The organism is Paranoxybacillus vitaminiphilus, from assembly GCF_003259935.1.
GTDB classification, from domain to species: Bacteria; Bacillota; Bacilli; order Bacillales; family Anoxybacillaceae; genus Paranoxybacillus; species Paranoxybacillus vitaminiphilus.
In genome coordinates this window covers 62016-81781 of the sequence record NZ_QLMH01000006.1, presented here as the reverse complement: position 1 = coordinate 81781, position 19766 = coordinate 62016, and the positions used below count along the sequence as shown (strand labels likewise).

General features: G+C 41.0%; 22 protein-coding genes. 8 read left to right on the top strand and 14 right to left on the bottom strand.

Annotated elements, in window-relative coordinates:
• Positions 1–128: 128 nt before the first annotated feature.
• The 3 genes from B0I26_RS09045 to B0I26_RS09035 all read right to left on the bottom strand — a co-directional run bounded on the left by B0I26_RS09045 (position 129) and on the right by B0I26_RS09035 (position 2758).
• Entirely contained in the window at positions 129–992 is an 864-nt protein-coding gene (locus tag B0I26_RS09045) for a Cof-type HAD-IIB family hydrolase (RefSeq protein ID WP_181502819.1), read from the bottom strand.
• Between the two features lie 209 nt (positions 993–1201).
• A complete protein-coding gene (locus B0I26_RS09040; protein WP_111645232.1) occupies positions 1202–1552 on the bottom strand; it encodes a YlbF family regulator in 351 nt (116 codons plus the stop codon).
• Positions 1553–1621: 69 nt separating this feature from the next.
• A complete protein-coding gene (locus B0I26_RS09035; RefSeq protein ID WP_111645122.1) occupies positions 1622–2758 on the bottom strand; it encodes a DUF445 domain-containing protein in 1137 nt (378 codons plus the stop codon).
• Positions 2759–2896: 138 nt separating this feature from the next.
• On the opposite strand from B0I26_RS09035, the gene B0I26_RS09030 reads away from it, so the two are divergent.
• The 4 genes from B0I26_RS09030 to B0I26_RS09015 are packed head-to-tail and all read left to right on the top strand — an operon-like array spanning position 2897 to position 7591.
• Entirely contained in the window at positions 2897–3997 is a 1101-nt protein-coding gene (locus tag B0I26_RS09030) for a YheC/YheD family endospore coat-associated protein (RefSeq protein ID WP_111645121.1), read from the top strand.
• Positions 3994–5061 (top strand): YheC/YheD family endospore coat-associated protein, encoded by a 1068-nt coding sequence (locus tag B0I26_RS09025; protein ID WP_111645120.1) that lies wholly within the window; start codon positions 3994–3996, stop codon positions 5059–5061. Before B0I26_RS09030 ends, B0I26_RS09025 begins: the two co-directional genes overlap by 4 nt.
• The gene (locus B0I26_RS09020; protein ID WP_111645119.1) at positions 5058–6413 is read left to right on the top strand and encodes a YheC/YheD family endospore coat-associated protein; all 1356 of its coding nucleotides are present in this window, start codon (positions 5058–5060) and stop codon (positions 6411–6413) included. The genes B0I26_RS09025 and B0I26_RS09020 overlap by 4 nt, the downstream gene beginning before the upstream one ends.
• Positions 6410–7591, top strand: a complete 1182-nt coding sequence (locus tag B0I26_RS09015; RefSeq protein ID WP_111645118.1) for a YheC/YheD family endospore coat-associated protein — start codon at positions 6410–6412, stop codon at positions 7589–7591. The genes B0I26_RS09020 and B0I26_RS09015 overlap by 4 nt, the downstream gene beginning before the upstream one ends.
• Here the strand turns inward: B0I26_RS09015 and B0I26_RS09010 are convergent.
• Positions 7548–7970 (bottom strand): hypothetical protein, encoded by a 423-nt coding sequence (locus B0I26_RS09010; RefSeq protein ID WP_111645117.1) that lies wholly within the window; start codon positions 7968–7970, stop codon positions 7548–7550. The two genes, B0I26_RS09015 and B0I26_RS09010, sit on opposite strands and share 44 nt — an antisense overlap.
• Before the next feature lie 352 nt (positions 7971–8322).
• On the opposite strand from B0I26_RS09010, the gene B0I26_RS09005 reads away from it, so the two are divergent.
• The 3 genes from B0I26_RS09005 to B0I26_RS08995 all read left to right on the top strand — a co-directional run bounded on the left by B0I26_RS09005 (position 8323) and on the right by B0I26_RS08995 (position 10795).
• On the top strand, positions 8323–8514 hold the full coding sequence (locus B0I26_RS09005) for a hypothetical protein (protein ID WP_111645116.1): 192 nt from the start codon (positions 8323–8325) through the stop codon (positions 8512–8514).
• Positions 8515–8655: 141 nt separating this feature from the next.
• A complete protein-coding gene (locus B0I26_RS09000; protein WP_111645115.1) occupies positions 8656–9582 on the top strand; it encodes a PucR family transcriptional regulator in 927 nt (308 codons plus the stop codon).
• A 97-nt stretch (positions 9583–9679) separates the two neighbouring features.
• Positions 9680–10795: an ABC transporter ATP-binding protein gene (locus B0I26_RS08995; protein WP_111645114.1), complete on the top strand. Its 1116-nt coding sequence runs from the start codon at positions 9680–9682 to the stop codon at positions 10793–10795.
• Positions 10796–10909: 114 nt separating this feature from the next.
• Here B0I26_RS08995 and B0I26_RS18590 read toward each other — a convergent pair whose 3' ends face one another.
• Positions 10910–11152 carry a hypothetical protein gene (locus B0I26_RS18590; RefSeq protein WP_111645113.1) on the bottom strand — a complete coding sequence of 81 codons (243 nt, stop codon included), beginning with the start codon at positions 11150–11152 and terminating at the stop codon, positions 10910–10912.
• 250 nt (positions 11153–11402) lie between these two features.
• Between B0I26_RS18590 and B0I26_RS08985 the strand changes: the two genes are divergently transcribed.
• Complete coding sequence (locus tag B0I26_RS08985; protein ID WP_111645112.1) at positions 11403–11606, top strand: alpha/beta-type small acid-soluble spore protein; 204 nt, start codon at positions 11403–11405, stop codon at positions 11604–11606.
• 63 nt (positions 11607–11669) lie between these two features.
• Here the strand turns inward: B0I26_RS08985 and B0I26_RS08980 are convergent, their stop codons facing one another.
• The 9 genes from B0I26_RS08980 to tenI form a co-directional block, all read right to left on the bottom strand.
• Positions 11670–12404 (bottom strand): amino acid ABC transporter ATP-binding protein, encoded by a 735-nt coding sequence (locus tag B0I26_RS08980; protein ID WP_111645111.1) that lies wholly within the window; start codon positions 12402–12404, stop codon positions 11670–11672.
• Between the two features lie 19 nt (positions 12405–12423).
• Entirely contained in the window at positions 12424–13125 is a 702-nt protein-coding gene (locus tag B0I26_RS08975) for an amino acid ABC transporter permease (RefSeq protein WP_111645110.1), read from the bottom strand.
• Complete coding sequence (locus tag B0I26_RS08970) at positions 13112–13942, bottom strand: amino acid ABC transporter substrate-binding protein (protein ID WP_111645109.1); 831 nt, start codon at positions 13940–13942, stop codon at positions 13112–13114. The genes B0I26_RS08975 and B0I26_RS08970 overlap by 14 nt, the downstream gene beginning before the upstream one ends.
• Positions 13943–14092: 150 nt before the next feature.
• Positions 14093–15358 (bottom strand): hemolysin family protein, encoded by a 1266-nt coding sequence (locus tag B0I26_RS08965; RefSeq protein WP_111645231.1) that lies wholly within the window; start codon positions 15356–15358, stop codon positions 14093–14095.
• A 649-nt stretch (positions 15359–16007) separates the two neighbouring features.
• On the bottom strand, positions 16008–17033 hold the full coding sequence (locus B0I26_RS08960) for a thiazole biosynthesis adenylyltransferase ThiF (protein ID WP_111645108.1): 1026 nt from the start codon (positions 17031–17033) through the stop codon (positions 16008–16010).
• On the bottom strand, positions 17030–17797 hold the full coding sequence (locus B0I26_RS08955) for a thiazole synthase (RefSeq protein WP_111645107.1): 768 nt from the start codon (positions 17795–17797) through the stop codon (positions 17030–17032). Before B0I26_RS08955 ends, B0I26_RS08960 begins: the two co-directional genes overlap by 4 nt.
• Position 17798: 1 nt before the next feature.
• Positions 17799–18002, bottom strand: a complete 204-nt coding sequence (gene thiS, locus B0I26_RS08950; protein WP_111645106.1) for a sulfur carrier protein ThiS — start codon at positions 18000–18002, stop codon at positions 17799–17801.
• A gap of 14 nt (positions 18003–18016) precedes the next feature.
• Complete coding sequence (gene thiO, locus B0I26_RS08945) at positions 18017–19144, bottom strand: glycine oxidase ThiO (protein WP_111645105.1); 1128 nt, start codon at positions 19142–19144, stop codon at positions 18017–18019.
• Positions 19137–19757: a thiazole tautomerase TenI gene (gene tenI / locus B0I26_RS08940; protein ID WP_111645104.1), complete on the bottom strand. Its 621-nt coding sequence runs from the start codon at positions 19755–19757 to the stop codon at positions 19137–19139. The genes thiO and tenI overlap by 8 nt, the downstream gene beginning before the upstream one ends.
• Between the last annotated feature and the right edge of the window lie 9 nt (positions 19758–19766).

The window sequence follows — 19766 nt, the reverse complement described above, 5'->3', positions numbered from 1 at the left end:
TCTTTTCAATGGTATTTGAAAAAAGAGCTGTCACATAAGGGTCTGACCCGACGATATAAAGTGCATCTGCCAAATAAAGTGCACAGTATATTGCCGTCGAGTCTGACCCTTTGCCAGCCTCTTTTCGACTATCTATTAATCTTGATTTGCCGCAAAAATTCAAGACGCTGCTGCTTGCGAAAATGTTCCTTAATCATGTAAGCGACACCTAGTTGTTCATTCGAACGCGTCACCCAGTCGGCTGCCCTTTTCACTTCAGACGGCGCATTTCCCATCGCCACGCCTAATCCTGCCGCTTCAATCGCTGAAATATCGTCTGGACCGTCGCCAATAACGACCATTTCCTTTAAAGAAATCCCCAAATAATCCCCTAATTTTTTTAAACCGTTTAATTTCGAGACACCACTTGTCACAATCTCTATTTTCCAATTCGGCTGCATAATGAGGTCAATTCCGTAAAAAGCTTTGCGCAATACTTTTGCCGCTTCGTCTCTTTCTTCTTCGCTTGGAAAATACACGTCTATTTTCGGCACTGCTAAAGGTTCATCACGGAGCGTATCTCCAAGCGAATCAACAAATTGCGTCGGATAAACGAACGGGTCTCCCGTTGACAATACCGTTTGTACGACGAGATTTTTTTGGATTTTTTTTCGGTTACCGATCGAGTAACGTTCATGCATTAAACGAATATTACACTCAAAATTCTCCAGCACTTGAACAATATTAAATGTCTTCTCTTCAGAAATCGTTTTTTCGTATATTTTCTCATCGAGAGTTTTTCCAATGACCGCTCCTTGAAACGTAACGAGCATCGCATTCAACTTCAATGCTTTCGCGACTTTTCTTGCTGATAAAAAATTTCGGCCCGTTAATAGCGTGACATACACTCCCTTTTGTTTGACAAATTCAATCGCTTCTTTCGTTTCTTTTTGCAGGCGTCCGTTATTTTTTAAAACCGTCCCGTCAATGTTAAGAGCAAGCAATTTATAAATCAAGGCTGTATCCCCCTTTTCCTGTTGTCACTTACCTTGTCACTTATAGCTATGACAATAAGGACAAAAAAAGAACACCCATTTCCATGAGTGTTTAAATTCATTAGGGGGAAGTATACGTCTCATTTCTTCGTTACAGGAATGCTGTTTTTCACTCTGGCATTACGATAAAACAATTGACTATAAAGTCTGGCACTTATAAGTCAGCCCTATTCAAACTCGTTATATAACTCTTCAAGAGGCTTCAACACAATTTTGTTCAATTCCGCAATTAGAAAGCTCATGCGCTGTTCTAACTCCATCAGCTGCGCAATTTTGTCATGTTGCTGCACTAACGCTGCCACCTTTTGCGCCTGCTCAATCTCCTCTGGCAAAATCTCCTCACCTGTCATTTGTTTTTGATGAAGCCGCATTTGAATGTTGCGAAAGTTATTGAACATCCGGCTTGACGTTTCATCGTGTTGAATTTCTTCATACATCTTTTTTAAACGCTGAAACTCTTCGCTTTGACGAATCGCCTTTTCCAAGTTGTAAGCAACTTCATAAATAGACATAAAAATCCTCCTCATAAAAATTCCTGCCGTTCTCCTATTGGATTATATGAACAGGAGAACGGCAGTATGTCAACTTTAACTAATGATTAACCCGACAATTCCCTGTATGATGCCAATAATCCCGCCTAGAAGCGCGCCTAAATAAGTAATCATTTTAAATTCCCGTTTTGAAATGGATAAAATCATCTCCTCTAAACGCTCTACGGAAAACGTTTCGACTTGTGAGCGGACAATCTCTTCTAACTGCAAACGTTGAATGATCGTATCAACCTTTTCAACAACCAACCCGCTCAAAACGTCTACCGCTTTCGGAATCAAATGATGAATCATTGTTTCCTTATATGGAGCGATAACAGTCGAAAGCGGTTTGTTTAAAAGTTCGCCAATGTCCAAGCTTTCGACAACGAAGTTCTTTACAAAATCCATTGCTCTTTCTTTACCGATCCACGCCTCAACATCAGCGAGTTTATATGCTTTCAGCTTGTCCCATTCCTTTGCTAAAAGATTCGCCAATAACTCTTTTGTTCCTTCATTATTTAAAAACTTGATAATTTCCGGCTGAATTTTATCCGCTAAACTCACATTGCCGAGAAACATTTGCAGCATATTTCCCAACATGCCGCGTCCTGACAAGAAATCACCAACCATTCGATCAATACGCTGTTTTCCTTCCTCACTGTTAAAATAATCAATGGCTTTATCGGCAATGTAGTTGGCAAGCGCCGGAAATGTTGCTTCTACTTTCGCATGCAATTCAGCAGGAAAGGCTTCATGAATCGTTTTGGAACGGATTTCCTTCATCCACTGTTCATATTTCGTTTCCACCAAGGAAGTTATTCGCCTTTGAATCATTTCCTCAGGCTGCTTTACTCCAAGCAACGTAACGAGTTCGCCAATTGTCTTATCACTGCTGAGCCATTTTTCCCCTTCTTCTTGTGCCCATTTCACAACACCTTGTATAAATGTTTGCTCTGTTAATTTTCTTCGTATTCCTTCTGGAGTTAACAAATGTTCAACAACCATTCGTCCCATCTGATAAGCGAGCTCTTCCCGGCGCTTTGGAATTAAACCGGGAGTAAACGGCAGGCGCTTTCCCGCTATGTAAATCGGATGATACGGACGGAACAACATTTTAATCGCTAATGAGTTCGTTACTCCCCCAATTGCAGCTCCGACAATCATCATAAATGCTAAATAAAAAACAATATCCATGCTTCTCCCCTTTCCTCATCTTGAGCTTAGAAAATCAAGTCACCTATCTTAGGCGATTATCATACGATAACATATCAAGCATTTGCCTAATTTTTGATTATATCGCTTGTTAATCGAAAGAGCAAATGAGGGAGAAACATGAATTCGACACGTGCCATTGCTGTTATAACAGAAATCTTAGAAACAAATGAAACGAATCATTTCGGCTCCATCCATGACTTCTGTATAGAGCTTGCTGAATATGCCGCACGAAAAGGGTTCCTGTTTTACGTAACTTCCCTCACTATTTATACAGGAAATGAACGGCTGGGATATATATGGAAGAATAACAGTTGGGTGAAAACTCCCGTCCCTGAGGCTGGTTGTATTTATAATCGCATCCATTCACGTAAAACAGAACACTCGCCGAACTTTCAAGAGTTTCTGCAACATCTGCAAAACAATCATATCCCTATATTCAACGAGCGATTTTTGAATAAATGGGAAGTTTACCAATGTTTATCAAGCTATGAATACTTATGTCCCTTTCTTCCAGAAACAAAAATGTTTACATCGAAGCAAACATTAGAACAATTTCTCGCTGAATATGAAACAGTATTTATCAAACCGATTCACGGCAGCCAAGGCAAAAAAATTTTCCGCATACAGAAGAAGGAAGGTCACTTTCTGCTGGACTATTCGACCTTTTCAGTGGAAAAAGAGCAAATATATCCGTCTGTTTCTGCCCTGTTTCTTGCTCTTAAAGAAAGAATTAACCAGCCGGTCATTATCCAGCAGGGAATACCATTGCAAACATATAAAAACCGTCCTGTTGATTTTCGCTTATTATGTCATCGCGTTAATGAAAGTAAATGGAAAGTTACTTCCTTGGTTGCCCGCGTTGCTTCTGAAGAAAACTTTGTATCAAACGCGGCAAGAGGCGGAGAACTCTTTCATATGAATGAAATGTTAAAAGAGCTTTATGAGCCAAGTACAAGCACATGGCAAAAAAAATTTTTAAAAGAATTGTCCCTTGAAATCGCCGCTATCCTTTCCGCTTCCACCGCTGGCTTATACGGCGAATTTGGTATCGACCTTGCGCTTGATACATGCGGTAAATCATGGGTGATTGAAGTGAATACAAAACCTTCAAAGAATTTAGATATGGCGTTCTCCGCAAAACGAATTCGCCCTTCCGCTAAAGCGATTATTGATTATTGTACTTATTTAATCAACCAAAAAGAGGAGGAATTTTCTTGATTTCATTCGGTTTTTTAACCATCCGCGAACATCAGGAACACGAATACGCAACCGAAATGGCTAAACGGGCTTCCCTTTACGGAATCGAGATGTATCGTTTTACTCCGCTTTCGATTGACCCGTTAACCGAAAAAGTAAATGGCGAGAAATTTAGCCACGAATTACAATCGTGGGTTTCTTGTCTATTTGATATTCCAACTTTTATCTATGACCGTTGTTTTTATCATTCTGACTCCCGTTCAAAACAAAGCAAACCAATTGTTCAATGGCTGAAGAAACGGCCTGATCTCGTATTTTTAGGGAACGGCCTCCCAAATAAATGGGAGTTATATGAAAGTCTGCGCGCCCATCCTCTTCTTTCTCCGTACACAGTAAAAACTTGGCGCATCACTTCTGTTCATGATGTGATTGAAGCGTTGAAGTCGGAAAAAAATATCATCTTAAAACCGGAAACAGGTTCTCAAGGGAAAGGAATGTACAGCTTAAAGCAAACGAAACATTCGCTGCAAATCGAAAGCACTTCTAAAGAAGATATACAAATTATTAACAGCAAAGCAGAATTAAAAGCTTGGGCAGAAAAGCAGCTTCAGTTGCAGTCTTATATAGGCCAGCCGCTTCTTCCTTTAAAAAATAAATACGGCCAACCATTTGACCTTCGGTTACTTTTGCAAAAAGATGAACACGGCCAATGGAAAGAACGAGGAAGGGGTATTCGTATCGGGGAAAAAGAAACATTTATTGCGAATGTAAGTGCAGGAGCAGCCATTATCCCATTTAAAGAGTGGATGAGCCAAATTCCAGAGCTACAGCAAGTGCTTATTAATGACGGAATTGATACGATTATTACTTTGCTGCCTTCTTACCTTGATGAAACACACGGTCAACTTTTCGAAATCGGTTTGGATATTGGCATTACAGATGAAGGTGCTGTATGGATTTTAGATGTTAATTCAAAGCCCGGACGAAAAATTGTGTTAGAAACGTCCCCTCATGAAGCGGAAAACTTATATCACGCCCCTCTCCGTTATTGCCGCTTTCTTTTTGAAGGAGTGGAAGTGCGATGATTTATACATTAAAGCTCAGCGAAAAAGGTCAAAAAACCGTATGGCTGCCTTCTAACATCCCTATTACCGGACAAACGCAAGCCATGTTTGGAAGCTATAGTGAACCATGTTTGCTTATTTCTCGTTTAGACGACAAAAACGAAATCACAATCACGAAAGATTTGGCAAAAAAATTGAAAATCCCTTTTTCAAGTCCTATTTGCGTATTTCTCGATGAACAATCCGTTCATCTTGGACCGCTTATTGGCATTTTTACAGCGGGATTCAGAAAGTCAAATATTCGTCCACTTGGCAAGAGGACATTTTTCTTTGCGAAATTACTGACGAAAGAAAAAGAAGTCGGCGGCTTTGCCTTTGTATTCGGCGCCCATCATATTAACTGGGAAACGGGAACGATCAACGGCTATTTTTATACAGAAAACGGTTGGAAGCAATTTGAAGTTCCTTTTCCAAATGTGATTTATAACCGGCTTCCAAATCGGCGGACAGAAAATGAAGCGGCGTTCCAGCAAATTAAACATAAATTAAAAAACGAGTATTTGATCCCGTGGTTTAACGAAAGTTTTTTTAATAAATGGGAAATTTACCGGCTGTTGCAAAAACACCCGTCCGCTTTGCCTTATCTTCCGGAAACGCATGCCCATCCAACGGAAGAAATCGTACAGATGCTGCTGGAAAAATACGGGCGTGTGTATGTGAAGCCGGCAAACGGAAGCCATGGTTTAAGCGTGTATCAAATCATTCAAGCAAAAGACCAAAAAACCTACTATTGCCGCTATCGCGATGAATATGAACAAAACCGTCTGAAAAAATTCACCTCTCTTTCTTCATTATGGAACAAGACATTTGCGCAAAAAGAAATGGAACGCTATATTGTTCAGCAAGGAATTCCACTTATACGTTATAAAGGAAGACAAGTCGATTTTCGAATTCATACAAATAAAAATAAAAACGGAAAATGGCAGGTAAGCGCCATAGCAGCAAAAACAGCAGGGAAAGGAAGCGTGACAACACATATCAATAACGGGGGCATTGTGAAAACGTTAGACGAAATCTTCGAACATGAACAAGAACGCTGTTTCATGACAGAAAAACTGAAAGAGGCAGCCCTCACCCTTAGCCAATGCTTAGAAGAACAAATGGGGACGGCAATTGGAGAAATTGGATTTGATATCGGAATCGACAAAAAAAGGAATGTTTGGCTGTTTGAAGCAAACTCAAAACCCGGCCGCTCCATTTTTACTCATCCAAAGTTAAAAAAATATGAAGAATTAACTACTACCCTTTCATTAGAGTACGGCCTCTATTTAAGTGAACAAATCATTACAAAACCCGAGGCCATCATCACATGAAAATGACCATTTATTACGATTTTGAGCAAGAAAAATGGTTTCATGATAATGACTCCTCTTATACATTTGGAAAAAATGCGATTTCGCTTCCCTTTTCCGAAGCGAGACGATCTTGTTTATCTTTTTCCGTTGTCAAAAAAGGCCGCCAGCTTGGTCCTCTCATCGGCATTGTCATCAGCAATTCTGCCGTTAAACAACTGTTAAAAGGCCATAAACGCAGTTTTGAACAGATTCATCAAGAGCTAAAGTCGCTTGGAGGAGTATGCATCGTTTTCACAGCGGAGAACGTACAAACAAATGAAATACACGGTTATGTATTTTCTGATGATAAAAAGGAGTGGGTTCGTGTAAAAGCTCCGCTGCCGGATATCGTTTACAACCGCATTAAAACCCGAAAAGAGGAACGAACGACAGAAAGCCGGCATTTTTTTCAGTTCTTGCAGCAAAACAACATTCCTTACTTTAATCCTTCCTTTTTTACGAAATGGCAGTTATATCAAATTTTAAATTCGAATAAAATACTTCGCCCTTATTTGCCGGCAACTTTGCGCATTTCATCCTTCAATGATGTCATTACGATGCTGAACGCATACGGACATATTTATATGAAGCCGAACGAAGGCCATAAAGGAAAAGGAATTTTTACCCTTCAATTAAATGGCGAACAACGTACAGTCGTTTTTTCCAATATGAAGCACAAACGAACTTTTGAAAATATAACGACACTTTTCGAGTTATACAATTTAGATGAATATATAGCTCAGCAAGCGATTCAATCCGATACAATTAACGGAAAACGATATGACTTACGCATACTCGCCCATTACCAAAACAACAGTTTTGTGATAAGCGGCATCGGCGTTAGACAATCGATAGCCCAAGAAATTACAACACATATTCCAAACGGCGGCAGGCTCATTCCATACGAATTCATAAAAGACAAAAACGACGAATCTCTTTTGCGTCATATCGTTGTACAGTGCGGTAAAACACTTTCTGCCCATTTAGGACTGATTGGTGAATTTTCGCTTGATCTCGGGCGGACACCGGACGGACATTATTATATTTATGAGCTCAACTCAAAGCCAATGATTTTCGATGAACCGGAAATCCAACAGCAAGGAACGAAAAATCTTATCCGTGCGTTTCATGAGCTGAGCGGATTTGTTCAAGCTTAACTTCTTCAACCATTTCGAGCAATGCTGCCGCACACTGTAATGAATGTTTCAAAGCCTGCTTCATTATCTGTTTCTTTGTTCCTGTAAAATTTGTGAACAGTTCATAAGACCAATTCGTTTTTCTCACCTCATTGAACAATGCCGTATCAATCAAGTCATTTGTTGAATCATGAACGATCGGGCGTGGCTGATGTTCATAATAGGTCCCATTTATTAAAAAATGGAGATACTGAAACGATTGATACTGTTTTTGCCCATGCTCCAAAAAGAGCTGCAGCTGCCGTTTCCGCTTTTCATCATTCATTTTGCCACACAGTGATTGATACAGGTTGATTGAAAAACAAGCCGCGTCAATTATTTTTTGCAGCACATCCAGCAATTGCCTTCCCTCCCTCTGCTTGTCCATCTGCTTCATCTATATGAGAAAAATATGCAATACATGACAAATTTTCCGCTATTAGCCCATCCTCTTTACACACAAACTACACATAAAGTCAACTTCATCAGTGGGTTTTTCTTCATCCCCATTGATGTTAGTTGAACTTATCGCACTTCTAGCGTCCGTTATGAGGCTGTCTCATAAGGGTCTGATCTCACGCGAGTTTCACAATATATCGTTCATTTATCCAATGTGATGTCCTATATATTGTGTTGCGGGGGCTGACCCTGGGGCATTTGGGACAGCCTCTCTTACGGACGATTAGAACGGGATAAATAAGGAGGGAATTATTATGAACAATCATCACAAAGATTCGTGCCATGAAGGCCGAGACAAATACTTTATGGACATTGAGCGAATGATGAATGAAGGCATGTCCGGCGGTTCTGTCCATATGCGCCACAATGCAACAAACATCGAAGAAGCCCATGATCTCTTAGAAGAAGAACCGCCTCATGAAATAAGCGAAAATGAAATAAGCTAAAATCCCATAAGGGTCTGTCCCATACATCATCCACCATATAGAGCCATGGTAGTTGCGGGGCTGACCCTTTGTTTTTGAGACAGCCCTACTGCTGGTATCTGGTATAATAAAGGTAAAAATTTTTGCGAAAGGAAATGTACGATGCTCGAACAACTAAAAGCCCATTATAAAGAAGCACTGACAACGGATAAGTCGATCTCCAATCCGAATGACTACGAGTGGTTTTATACAAACAGCGGAGAACAATTAGGAATTTTAAAACGGCATCTTACAGAGCAGGAAAAACAATTATTATCCATCTTTCTTACGCCTATACCGCAAAACCAGCCATTTACGAACAAACAAGAATTCATTTGGTACAATTTTTTAATACATGGCAATACGAAACAAATCGATTTACAGCAAAATCATGCTCCCTGCTACCGTTTTATCCAATTTCACCTCAAACAAACAACGGTTTATAAAGAAGATTTTTGTGCAGCTGTAAAAGAATTGCTTCCGTCTAATCTCATCATTATTTGGGAAAACGCTCATCAAGGAGTCATCATCGAGGAGAAGAACGAGGGCGATCGTGACGTTGTCTCCTTTGCGGAATTTATTGATACGTTATCAAGTGATTTATATATTAATCTTCGGATATTTGTCGGACAAGTATATCCTTTCTCAGAGACACTGCGTGAATATTACATGATGGAAAAGCAATATTTTCGGCTTGCGCTGGCTCATATATCCAAACAAAATATATTGACAATTGAAGATGTTTTTCCCCTCCTGCTCATAAAAAGCAGCATAAACAACAAAGAACTGCAACACGCTATTCACTTCATCGATTCAATCAAAGAAGATGACGAGCTTTTCCAAGCGATTAAAGCCTTTTTCGAATGCAACTTAAACGTTTCACTGGCAGCGAAAAAGCTTTATATGCACCGCAACAGCCTGCAATATCGAATCGAAAAATTCAGCGAACGGACAGGAATTGAGATCAAACATTTCAAAGGAGCCGTTACAACATATTTAGCTATGTTGGCCCATCAGTATCTTAATCATGAAAACCGGCAGGATGCCTAAAAACTTTTCTATTTTTTGTGCAAGTTGTACATTTACGGAAGATGATAGTTTTAGTACTCTTATAGCAAATGAAACCGTTATCAGAGGAGGTACTAAAATGGCTGAGCTCCGTCTCGAGCACATTTATAAAATTTATGATAATAACGTAACAGCCGTAAAGGATTTTAACTTACATATTAAGGATAAAGAGTTTATCGTCTTCGTAGGTCCATCCGGCTGCGGTAAATCAACAACGCTGCGCATGATTGCTGGTTTGGAAGAAATTTCAAAAGGAGATTTATACATTGATGGAAAACGTATGAACGATGTTCCTCCTAAAGATCGCGACATTGCAATGGTCTTCCAAAACTATGCACTATATCCGCACATGAGTGTATATGACAATATGGCGTTTGGTTTAAAACTTCGCAAGTTTCCAAAAGACGAAATCGATCGCCGCGTTCGCGAAGCAGCCCGCATTCTCGGCCTTGAACAATATTTAGACCGCAAACCGAAAGCATTATCTGGCGGCCAGCGTCAACGCGTCGCACTGGGACGTGCAATTGTTCGCGATGCAAAAGTATTCTTAATGGACGAACCACTCTCTAATCTCGATGCCAAACTTCGCGTACAAATGCGCTCAGAAATCGCAAAATTGCATCAACGTTTAGGAACAACGACCATTTACGTAACACACGACCAAACAGAAGCAATGACAATGGCAACCCGGCTTGTCGTCATGAAAGATGGGGTTATTCAACAAGTCGGAACGCCAAAAGAAGTATATGAAAAACCGGAAAACGTCTTTGTCGGCGGCTTTATCGGCTCTCCGGCGATGAACTTCTTAAAGGGTACATTAAAAGACGGCGTGTTTGTCGTTGGCAATGTAACCATTGCTGTGCCGGAAGGAAAAATGAAAGTGCTTCGCGAACAAGGTTATATCGGCAAAGAAGTCATTTTAGGTATCCGTCCGGAAGATTTCCATGACGAGCCTGTATTTATTGAAGCATCAAAAAATACGAAAATTACCGCAAATGTTGAAGTCGCTGAATTAATGGGCGCTGAAACAATGGTTTATTCACAAATTGGTGGCCAGGAGTTCGTTGCCCGTGTTGATGCCCGTACAGAAGTAAAACCTGGACAAACAATTGAGCTTGCTTTAGATATGAACAAAGCCCACTTCTTCGATGCAGATACGGAAGTTCGCATTCGTTCAAACGCCGAAAAAGCATAATTCTCGTTGTTATGCCCCCCTTTTTAATAAATGCTCAATAAGAGGCTGACTCATAAGTATCTGACCTCACATATAGTGATTATCGTTATGAGGTCTGGCACTTTGGTCAGCCTCTTATTCTTTAATCCATTGTATTTGCTCGTGATCACAATGCAGACAGTAAAAAAGATGAACGCATTCATGTCGCCTTAGTGTAGAAGGATAGCCGTCTTCACGCTTCGTGAGGTCAATTTCCATATATGGACTATAATCATCGAAATAGTCCATTATTTTCCCCTTATCTTCTAATTTTCGGCCGCAATTCTCACAATATAATAGAAGCTCACGGAAGCCATTACAAAGCGGACAAATATTCATCGCATGCTTATACCTCCTGTGCGAAAATTCTTCACACTTCTACATATTCCCTAATGTATAAAAAACATGTAACCACAAAAAAGATAAAAATTACCAAGAATAATCATTTAAAAACTACTCAAAATAGTAGTAACATCAGTAAACAATACCGATGGGTTAGGCCAAGACTGGCAGCGTGATACTCTCACGCGCCGCTGGTGCAAATCCAGCTGACCCAGCCATTAAAACTTCAATGAGGAGATGATTCAACATGGCTCAAAACAACAACACTAACCAATTACTAGTTGCAGGTGCACAACAAGCAATTGATCAAATGAAATACGAAATCGCTCAAGAGTTTGGTGTTAACCTTGGTCCTGACACCACTTCACGCGCTAACGGTTCCGTAGGTGGAGAAATCACAAAACGCCTAGTTTCTATGGCTCAACAACAACTTGGCGGCGGTAGATTTTAATTTAAAGCTTGACAATTTCATATAAATGGCTAAAGCCCCAAGCGTTATGCTTGGGGCTTTATTTTACTGAATAAGCTGAAGGAACTGCTTTGTCCGTTCATGTTTTGGAATCGTAAATATCTGCTCTGGCATCCCGCGCTCAATAATGACACCGTGATCCATAAAAATCACTTCATCCGCCACCTCTCTTGCAAAGCGCATTTCATGAGTAACAACGACCATTGTCATCCCCTCGTTGGCAAGATCTTTCATTACTTTTAATACTTCACCAACTAATTCAGGGTCCAATGCCGATGTTGGTTCATCAAACAACATGATCTCCGGCTCCATTGCCAGGGCTCTTGCAATGCCGACGCGCTGCTGCTGTCCGCCTGAAAGCTGGAATGGGTAAAGGTTTATTTTGTCAGCTAAGCCAACTTTCGCTAATAACTCTTCCGCTTTTTTCCGTGCTTTTTCCTTTGCTTCACCTTTAACCGTTACCGGTCCTTCCATCACGTTTTCTAAAGCCGTCATATGCGGGAATAAATTATAATTTTGAAATACCATTCCCGTTAAACGGCGAAACTCACTTATTTCTTGTTTTGTTATCTTTTTCGAAAAATCCAATTTCTTATCGCCGAGCGAAATGATTCCTTTTGTCGGTGTTTCTAACACATTTAAACAACGAAGCAATGTCGTTTTTCCTGAACCGGACGGGCCGATGATTACGACAACCTTGCCTTTATCGATTTGTAAATCAATGCCTTTTAAGACCTCTAAGTCACCGAACGTTTTATATAATCCTTGAACAGAAATCATTTTCCTTTTCTCCTTATGATTAACGCACAATATAGCGGTTTAATCGATGTTCAATTCCTGCTTGAACAATCGAGAGAAGAAAACAAATAATCCAATATATAAGGGCAGCCTCGGTATAAAGTAATAAAAACTCATAGTTCGTCGCAGCGATTTCCTGGGCTTTACGGAACATTTCGGAAACAAGAATAAGCGAAGCTAATGATGTATCTTTTACTAAACTAATAAACGTGTTCGATAACGGCGGAACGGATACACGAGATGCCTGCGGCAAAATGATGCGCTTTAATGCTTGAGCGTAGCTCATACCGAGCGAATACGCCGCTTCCCACTGTCCTTTCGGAATCGATAAAATCGCCGCACGGATAATTTCTGATGCGTATGCTCCGACATTTAACGAAAAGCCAATGACCGCGGCTGGAAATGGGTCAATCGTAATTCCGACGGTTGGCAGCCCGTAAAAAATAATAAACAACTGCACTAACAGCGGTGTCCCACGAATCGCTGATACATATACTCTCGCAATGATTTGTAACAGATTCATGTTCGAAAGACGCGCCAACGCTGTCAAAATCGCCAATACTAAACCAATAGAAAATGTGATAAGAGTAAGTGGAATGGTGTAAAACAAAGCCCCCTTCACCAAAGGGAGAAGGGAACTTTGCGCAATGTTTATTAGCCTTTCTAAACGTTCAGGATCCGTAAATACATTATTTAGATACATCTTGACCAAACCATTTCTCTGAGATTTTCAAATATGTGCCGTCTTCCATCATTTCTTTCAGCACTTTGTTGACTTCATCAACTAACGTATCGCTGCCTTTGCGGAACATTAAACCGCTTTGGGAAGCATCTTCATGAGTAGCAACAATCTTAATCGGCGCATCAGGTTTTTGTTTTAAGAAATCAAGTACAGACAATTTGTCGTTAATCGTTACATCTACGCGCTTAGAGCCTAACAGTTCAATCGCCTGATTAAATCCATCGACACCAACGATTTCCGCACCGTACGAACGTGCTAAATCCGCATAGTTGCTTGTCATCGACTGTGCTGATTTTAAACCTTTAATATCCTCAAATTTGGAAACTTCATTATTATCTTTATGTGCAACTAATACAGCAGCAGACGTAATATATGGCTCAGAGAAATCATATTTTTCTTGGCGATCTGGGCGAATTCCTACTTGGTTGGCAATCATATCAAAGCGTTTCGCATCTAAACCGGCAAACATCGCATCCCATTGCGTTTCCATAAATACCGGCTTCACACCAAGACACTTTGCCACTTCCTTCGCGATTTCCACATCAAATCCTGTTAACTCGTTGTTTTTATCATGAAACGTAAACGGTGGGTATGTTCCTTCCGTACCGATACGCAACTCTCCTTCTTTCTTCACTTTCGCCAATAAATCAGTTGTTTCTTCTTTTGCTGTTGTATTTTCTTTCTTCTCTTTTTCTTGAGCTGCGTTATTTCCACATGCCGTTAACAATAACAGGAAAATCAAGAAAATAGTTGTTAGTAATAAAGACCACTTTTTCATCTTATTAACTCCCACTATTCCGATTGGTTTTACAGAAACATATGTCATAGTAAAGGAGATTATCCTATATGTCAAACACATTTATTTCCTGCAAAAAATAAAATCAGACCTCTCAACTCGTTCAAGAGGTCTGACTTACATGAAAACGCTTTAGATACTGTCGCTGACCGGATCGTTAATCCGAACAAGCACTTTACGAATTCGTCTGTTCTCGACTTGTCTGACTGTTAATGTTAATGATTCATAGGTAAATTTTTCGCCAACGTTCGGAATGCGGGCAAATGTTTCGAATACCCAGCCGCCTAATGTATGGGAAGAGCTTTCCGGCTCGGTAATTTTCATGATTTCGCAAAACTTATCGAGCGGCAATTCCGCGTTAAATTCATATTGAAATTCATCAATTTTATGAACCGTTTTTACTGCTTCATCGTGTTCATCCCATATCTCACCAACGATTTGTTCAAGAATATCTTCTAATGTAATTAAGCCTGATGTGCCGCCAAATTCATCGACGACAATTGCCATATGCACTTTGCTCTTTTGCAGCTCTGGGAGCAATGCTGAAATCTTCATCGATTCGACAACAAATAACGGCTGCCTTAACAATTCGCGAATATTCACTGCCTTTTGCTGAACAAGCTGGCTGAAAAAGTCGCTCTCTGACAATATTCCAATCACATTATCAATATCATCTTCATAAACCGGAATTCGTGAATATTTTTCGCGAAGAAAAAGATCGCGAATTTCTTCAATTGGCCGATTTACTTCCACCGCTACCATATCAATGCGCGGCGTAAAAATCTCGCCGACTAAAATATCATTAAAATCAAGCGAACGATGTACAAGCTCTTTTTCTTTATTATCAATGACTCCCTCTTCCTCGCTTAAATCAATCATCACTTTAATTTCCTCTTCCGTGACGGCAGGAACAGAAATGCCACGGGTGAGCCATGTCGTAAATTTCGATTTTAACACCGCAAAAAAAATGGTAATGGGCGCTAAAAATTTTACTAGCACATAGACAATCCCCGAGTATTTAAGCGAAAGAGATTCTGCATTTTCCTTTGCGAACGACTTCGGCAAAATTTCACCGAATATTAAAATGAGAACTGTCATGCCGACCATGCTGAGAAACAGCCCCATATTCTCACCAAATATATCCATTGCAACTTTGGCAGAAACGGAAACGGCTGCGATATTTACAATGTTATTGGCAACAAGGACAGTTAATAAAGCTGCATCTAAATTTTCCGTAATGTATAATGCTTTTTTGCTGCCGCGTCGATTTTCCTCAACATAGTTTTTTAACCTAATTTTATTGACACAGGAAAAGGCGGTTTCTGCAGAGGAAAAGAAAGCAGATAAAATAATAAGAAAAAGAATCAGCCCACACAAACTCAGAGGCAACTCTCCCAAGGAATATTCACACTCCCAAATGGTTACTTTGTTATGATTATCCAATGTATTTATATGCATCATGATAGCAAATTTTTCAGAAAATGAAAATGTCCCCCACTAGATTTGCATTGCTTCCATGTAACTCTCGATTATTTAAGAATCTTGCTCTCGTTGAAATAATGCTTATAAAAAAGAAAAAACTGCGGAGCCATGCCGCAGTCATTATGCTTCCCATAAACATACGCCCATAAAATAAGATAATATTATCAAGGAAGCAATATTTAACGTAACAGACCATTCTTCCATCTTGCCGTCTCCTTCCTATGATGAATAGAATCCCCTTTATAGCGTAACACGCCGCTTTATCATACAATCGCAACAAATCGTACATTTTTTTGACTATGGAGTGAACAATTTATGAACATGCCGAGCCGGAAAATCTAAAGAGACCGTCTCAAAATCTCCATGGTCAGACCCCACAACACAATATATAGGACATCATGTTGGATAAATGAACAATATATTGTGAAATACGCGTGAGGTCAGACCCTTATGAGACAGCCTCGCTATCGTTCGCCCTTTTGCACCTGTTGGAGTTGATACATCAACAATATTTTCCTTTCTTTTTCATCAGCTCATCATGCGTGCTGTGTCCGCAGAGGCGGCATTATCCTAAATAACGGTGATATAACGTCTTTGCTTCGATCATATCCTTTGTTCCATGGATTAAAACACGTCCGTCTTTAAAAACAACTAGACGGTGCCCATCGGCCATAAACGAAAGAAGATATGGATTTTTCTCGACTTGTATCCCTTGTTTCGCAAGCAATTCGGCAAGTTCTTCTAAATCGCGGTCTTGTCGGACAGCAGGGCGGATTTGCACCGAATCTCTGCCGCACAGCACCGCGGTTTTGGTTTGCATGTCATAAGAAAGATACGGATAGGTAGGGTTGTCTCCGCAAGATGGACAATCCGCCTTTTTTACTTTATCGACACGAATCGCTGTATGCTGATTTTTCCATAAATCAAAAGAAACGAGCTTATTTCGCAGCGACTGCCAATCTTCTACAAGAATTTTCAACGCTTCTGTTACTTGATAGGCAACGACCATCTGCACGGCCGGGCTGATAATTCCCGCCGTGTCGCACGTCAAACCGCCAAGCGGCACCGCTTCAAGCATGCAATTTAAGCACGGCGTTTTTCCCGGAATAATCGCATAACTGATGCCGTAGCTTCCGACACAGGCACCATAAATCCATGGAATTCGATATTTTTGTGAAATATCGTTAATGACCATTCTTGTTTCAAAATTATCGGTAGCGTCAATGAGCAAATGCGGCTTACTTTCTTCGATGATTACCTCCAGTTCTCTTGCGGTTGCATCGCCGACAATCGCTTCAATGGACACATCTGAGTTTACCTGTTCAAGACGTTGTTTGGCGGCAATCGCCTTAGGCAGACGTTCCTTCGCATCTTCTTCGCTGTACAATTGCTGTCTTTGCAAGTTGCTCCACTCCACATAATCGCGATCAATGATCGTAATTTTACCAACCCCGGCCCGTACAAACGCTTCTGCATTTCCCGTCCCTAACGCTCCTGCGCCGATAATAAGCACGTGTTTTGCTGCAATTTTTTTCTGTCCTTCTTTGCCAATCGGTGCAAATAACTCCTGACGTGAGTAACGTTCTGTCAAACAACACTCATTCCTTCCATTGGACTACTCGCAGTCGCGTAACGCTTTTTCGGAATTCGCCCGGCTTCATAGCCAAGGCGGCCGGCTTCAATGGCCAATTTCATTGCTTTTGCCATTTTCACCGGGTCTTTTGCGCCAGCTACTGCTGTATTTAATAATACACCATCCGCACCTAATTCCATTGCCAAAGCTGCATCCGCCGGACTGCCGATTCCTGCATCAACAATGACAGGAACGGTTGCCTGCTCAATAATTAGGCTAATGTTTAACGGATTAATAATTCCTTGCCCTGAGCCGATTGGCGATGCTCCAGGCATGACAGCGTGGCATCCCAGCTCCTGCAGGCGTTTCGCTAAAATGACATCGTCTGAAGTATAAGGTAAAACGATAAATCCTTCTTCTAATAACATTTCAGCAGCTTTCAATGTTTCTACAGGGTCTGGAAGCAAGGTTTTTGGACAGCCAATTACCTCCACTTTAATCATATCACATAACCCTGATGCTTTTGCCAGCCTTGCAATACGCACCGCCTCTTCCGCTGTTGTTGCTCCCGCTGTGTTTGGTAACAGCTTGTATTTTGTTAAATCAAGTTTTTCTAAAAAGTTCGGCTGATTCGCTTCAAAAATGTTCATACGGCGGACGGCAAACGTTAAAATTTCCGCTCCCGATACTTCCACCGCTTCTTTTTGAATATCAAAGTTCGGATACTTTCCTGTTCCTAATAACAGCCTCGACTGAAATTCATAAGGACCGATTTTTAACATATCAACCGCCTCCTACAAAATGAACAATTTCTACTTTATCGCCATTCGATAATGTCGTTGTTTCGTAATCTTGTTTATTGATAATGTTTAAGTTCACTTCGACAATCGCGATTTTGTTGTTTAATTGAAAATAGGTGAGCAAATCGGAAACGTTTTTTACACTTTCAGGCAGCTGAATCATCTCACCGTTAATAATAAGTTCCACGGTGTTCCCCCCCTCTAAGTGATACATGTCACTTTTCTAATCAATGAGAAACTAGAAATATCAATGTCTGTTTTTTCCTTGATAATGAAATCCGCTAACAATACTCCTGTAACAGGACTAAGCAAAATTCCGTTTCGATAGTGGCCGGCTGCGACCCATAGCCCGCTGCAGCGCGGATGTTCCCCGATATATGGCAACCCATCACCGGTTTGCGGACGAATACCAGCCCACATTTTTTCCCATTTTGCTTCTGCAAGCTTCGGCATCATTTGTTGTGCCCGTTCAAGTAAGCTGTAAACTCCTTGAACAGAGACATGTTTATTAAATGTATTCGGTGTTGATGTCGCCCCGATTAAAAGCCGGTTTCCGCGCTTTGGAACAATGTAGCAGCCGTTTTTCGCAAACATTGTTGCTTGCAGCAGCGGTTGTTCAGTGACAACGGAAAAACATTCTCCTTTAACAGGATACATGTTTAGTTCAATTCCCGTTTGCTTTAACAGATGCGCCGACCATGCCCCGGCTGCCACAACGACTGTATTGCCGTAGATCGTTCCGCTATTTGTAACAACGCCGCATGCTTGATCGTTTCTAAGTAAAAGTGAGTAAACTTCCGTATATTCGCGAATTTCTGCTCCATAGATGGCGGCTGCCTTTGCCAATGCATGAGACAAATCCGCCGCGTCTACTTGGCCGTCATTTGGAATATACATGGCTCCGGAAATGTCTTCAGTTACATTCGGTTCCAACTCACAAAGCTCTTTTGCTGTCAGCCAGCGCACACTCGCATCGCGCGTCCGCCAAAATTGATATTGTTGTTGCAGCTCGTTTAATTCATGTTCCGTAAAAGCAAGCTTTACCAATCCTTTTTGGATGAAGCCGATATCCATGCCGGTTAGCTCTTTCAACTCAGCAGCAAGCTCCGAAAACATTTCTCTGCTTTTCAATGCGAGCGGAATCATTGGACTATCGCCGGAAAATTCCGACTGTGCCCCAAGCATTCCGGCTGCGGCACTTGATGCTTCGTTGGCTATTCTCTCTTTTTCCAACACAATCACACACAAACCGCGTTTCGCCAGCTGGAAAGCAATCGAGCAGCCAATAACCCCGCCGCCGACAATGACAACATCATATATCTTATTCATTTTTTCTCCCCCATTTTTTTAAAATACCGGCAAAAAGGCGCGCCTCAGCCACCGGATCATCAGCAAGAAACACTCCCGACATGACCGCAATTCCCTTTGCTCCTGCCTGCAGCACCTTCTCAACGTTATTTGGCCTAATCCCGCCAATCGCAATAACAGGAATGTGAATTTGTTTAGCAACGACTTCCAGCTCAAAAAGCCCTCGCGGTGCCAGTCCCGCTTTACAATCAGTCGGGAAAATATGTCCGTATAGACAATAATCCGCGCCGTCCCTCTCTGCTTCTTGCGCTTCTTCCAATGAATGAACGGAGCAGCCGACACGCAATGAAGGAAAATGTTCTTTAACCGCTTTTACATTTAGGCTATGATAAGCAAGCTGAACCCCGGCTGCTCCGCAGACAACTGCTACATCGACTCGGTCATTGATCATTATTTTTTCCGCCGGCACTCCTTTTGCTATAAGTACAGAAATAAGCGCCGCCAGCTCTTTTGCTGTTTTCTGCTTTTCTCTTAAATGAATCGCATCGACATAAGGATGAATGTGTGTAATCACTTCAATTAAACGTTCATTTGACTGCTGCCCCGTCGATATGACATGAAATTCTCCCACCATCATTTCCCT

Coding starts and splice junctions, on each gene's coding strand:
- B0I26_RS08985 (WP_111645112.1), top strand. CDS start 11,403: ATGGCTCAAAACAACAACACTAACCAATTACTAGTTGCAGGTGCACAA.
- thiO (WP_111645105.1), bottom strand. CDS start 19,144: ATGAATAAGATATATGATGTTGTCATTGTCGGCGGCGGGGTTATTGGC.
- B0I26_RS09000 (WP_111645115.1), top strand. CDS start 8,656: ATGCTCGAACAACTAAAAGCCCATTATAAAGAAGCACTGACAACGGAT.
- B0I26_RS09005 (WP_111645116.1), top strand. CDS start 8,323: ATGAACAATCATCACAAAGATTCGTGCCATGAAGGCCGAGACAAATAC.
- B0I26_RS08995 (WP_111645114.1), top strand. CDS start 9,680: ATGGCTGAGCTCCGTCTCGAGCACATTTATAAAATTTATGATAATAAC.
- B0I26_RS09015 (WP_111645118.1), top strand. CDS start 6,410: ATGAAAATGACCATTTATTACGATTTTGAGCAAGAAAAATGGTTTCAT.
- B0I26_RS09035 (WP_111645122.1), bottom strand. CDS start 2,758: ATGGATATTGTTTTTTATTTAGCATTTATGATGATTGTCGGAGCTGCA.
- B0I26_RS08955 (WP_111645107.1), bottom strand. CDS start 17,797: ATGTTAAAAATCGGTCCTTATGAATTTCAGTCGAGGCTGTTATTAGGA.
- B0I26_RS08970 (WP_111645109.1), bottom strand. CDS start 13,942: ATGAAAAAGTGGTCTTTATTACTAACAACTATTTTCTTGATTTTCCTG.
- tenI (WP_111645104.1), bottom strand. CDS start 19,757: ATGGTGGGAGAATTTCATGTCATATCGACGGGGCAGCAGTCAAATGAA.
- B0I26_RS08975 (WP_111645110.1), bottom strand. CDS start 13,125: ATGTATCTAAATAATGTATTTACGGATCCTGAACGTTTAGAAAGGCTA.
- B0I26_RS09020 (WP_111645119.1), top strand. CDS start 5,058: ATGATTTATACATTAAAGCTCAGCGAAAAAGGTCAAAAAACCGTATGG.
- B0I26_RS09030 (WP_111645121.1), top strand. CDS start 2,897: ATGAATTCGACACGTGCCATTGCTGTTATAACAGAAATCTTAGAAACA.
- B0I26_RS08980 (WP_111645111.1), bottom strand. CDS start 12,404: ATGATTTCTGTTCAAGGATTATATAAAACGTTCGGTGACTTAGAGGTC.
- B0I26_RS18590 (WP_111645113.1), bottom strand. CDS start 11,152: ATGAATATTTGTCCGCTTTGTAATGGCTTCCGTGAGCTTCTATTATAT.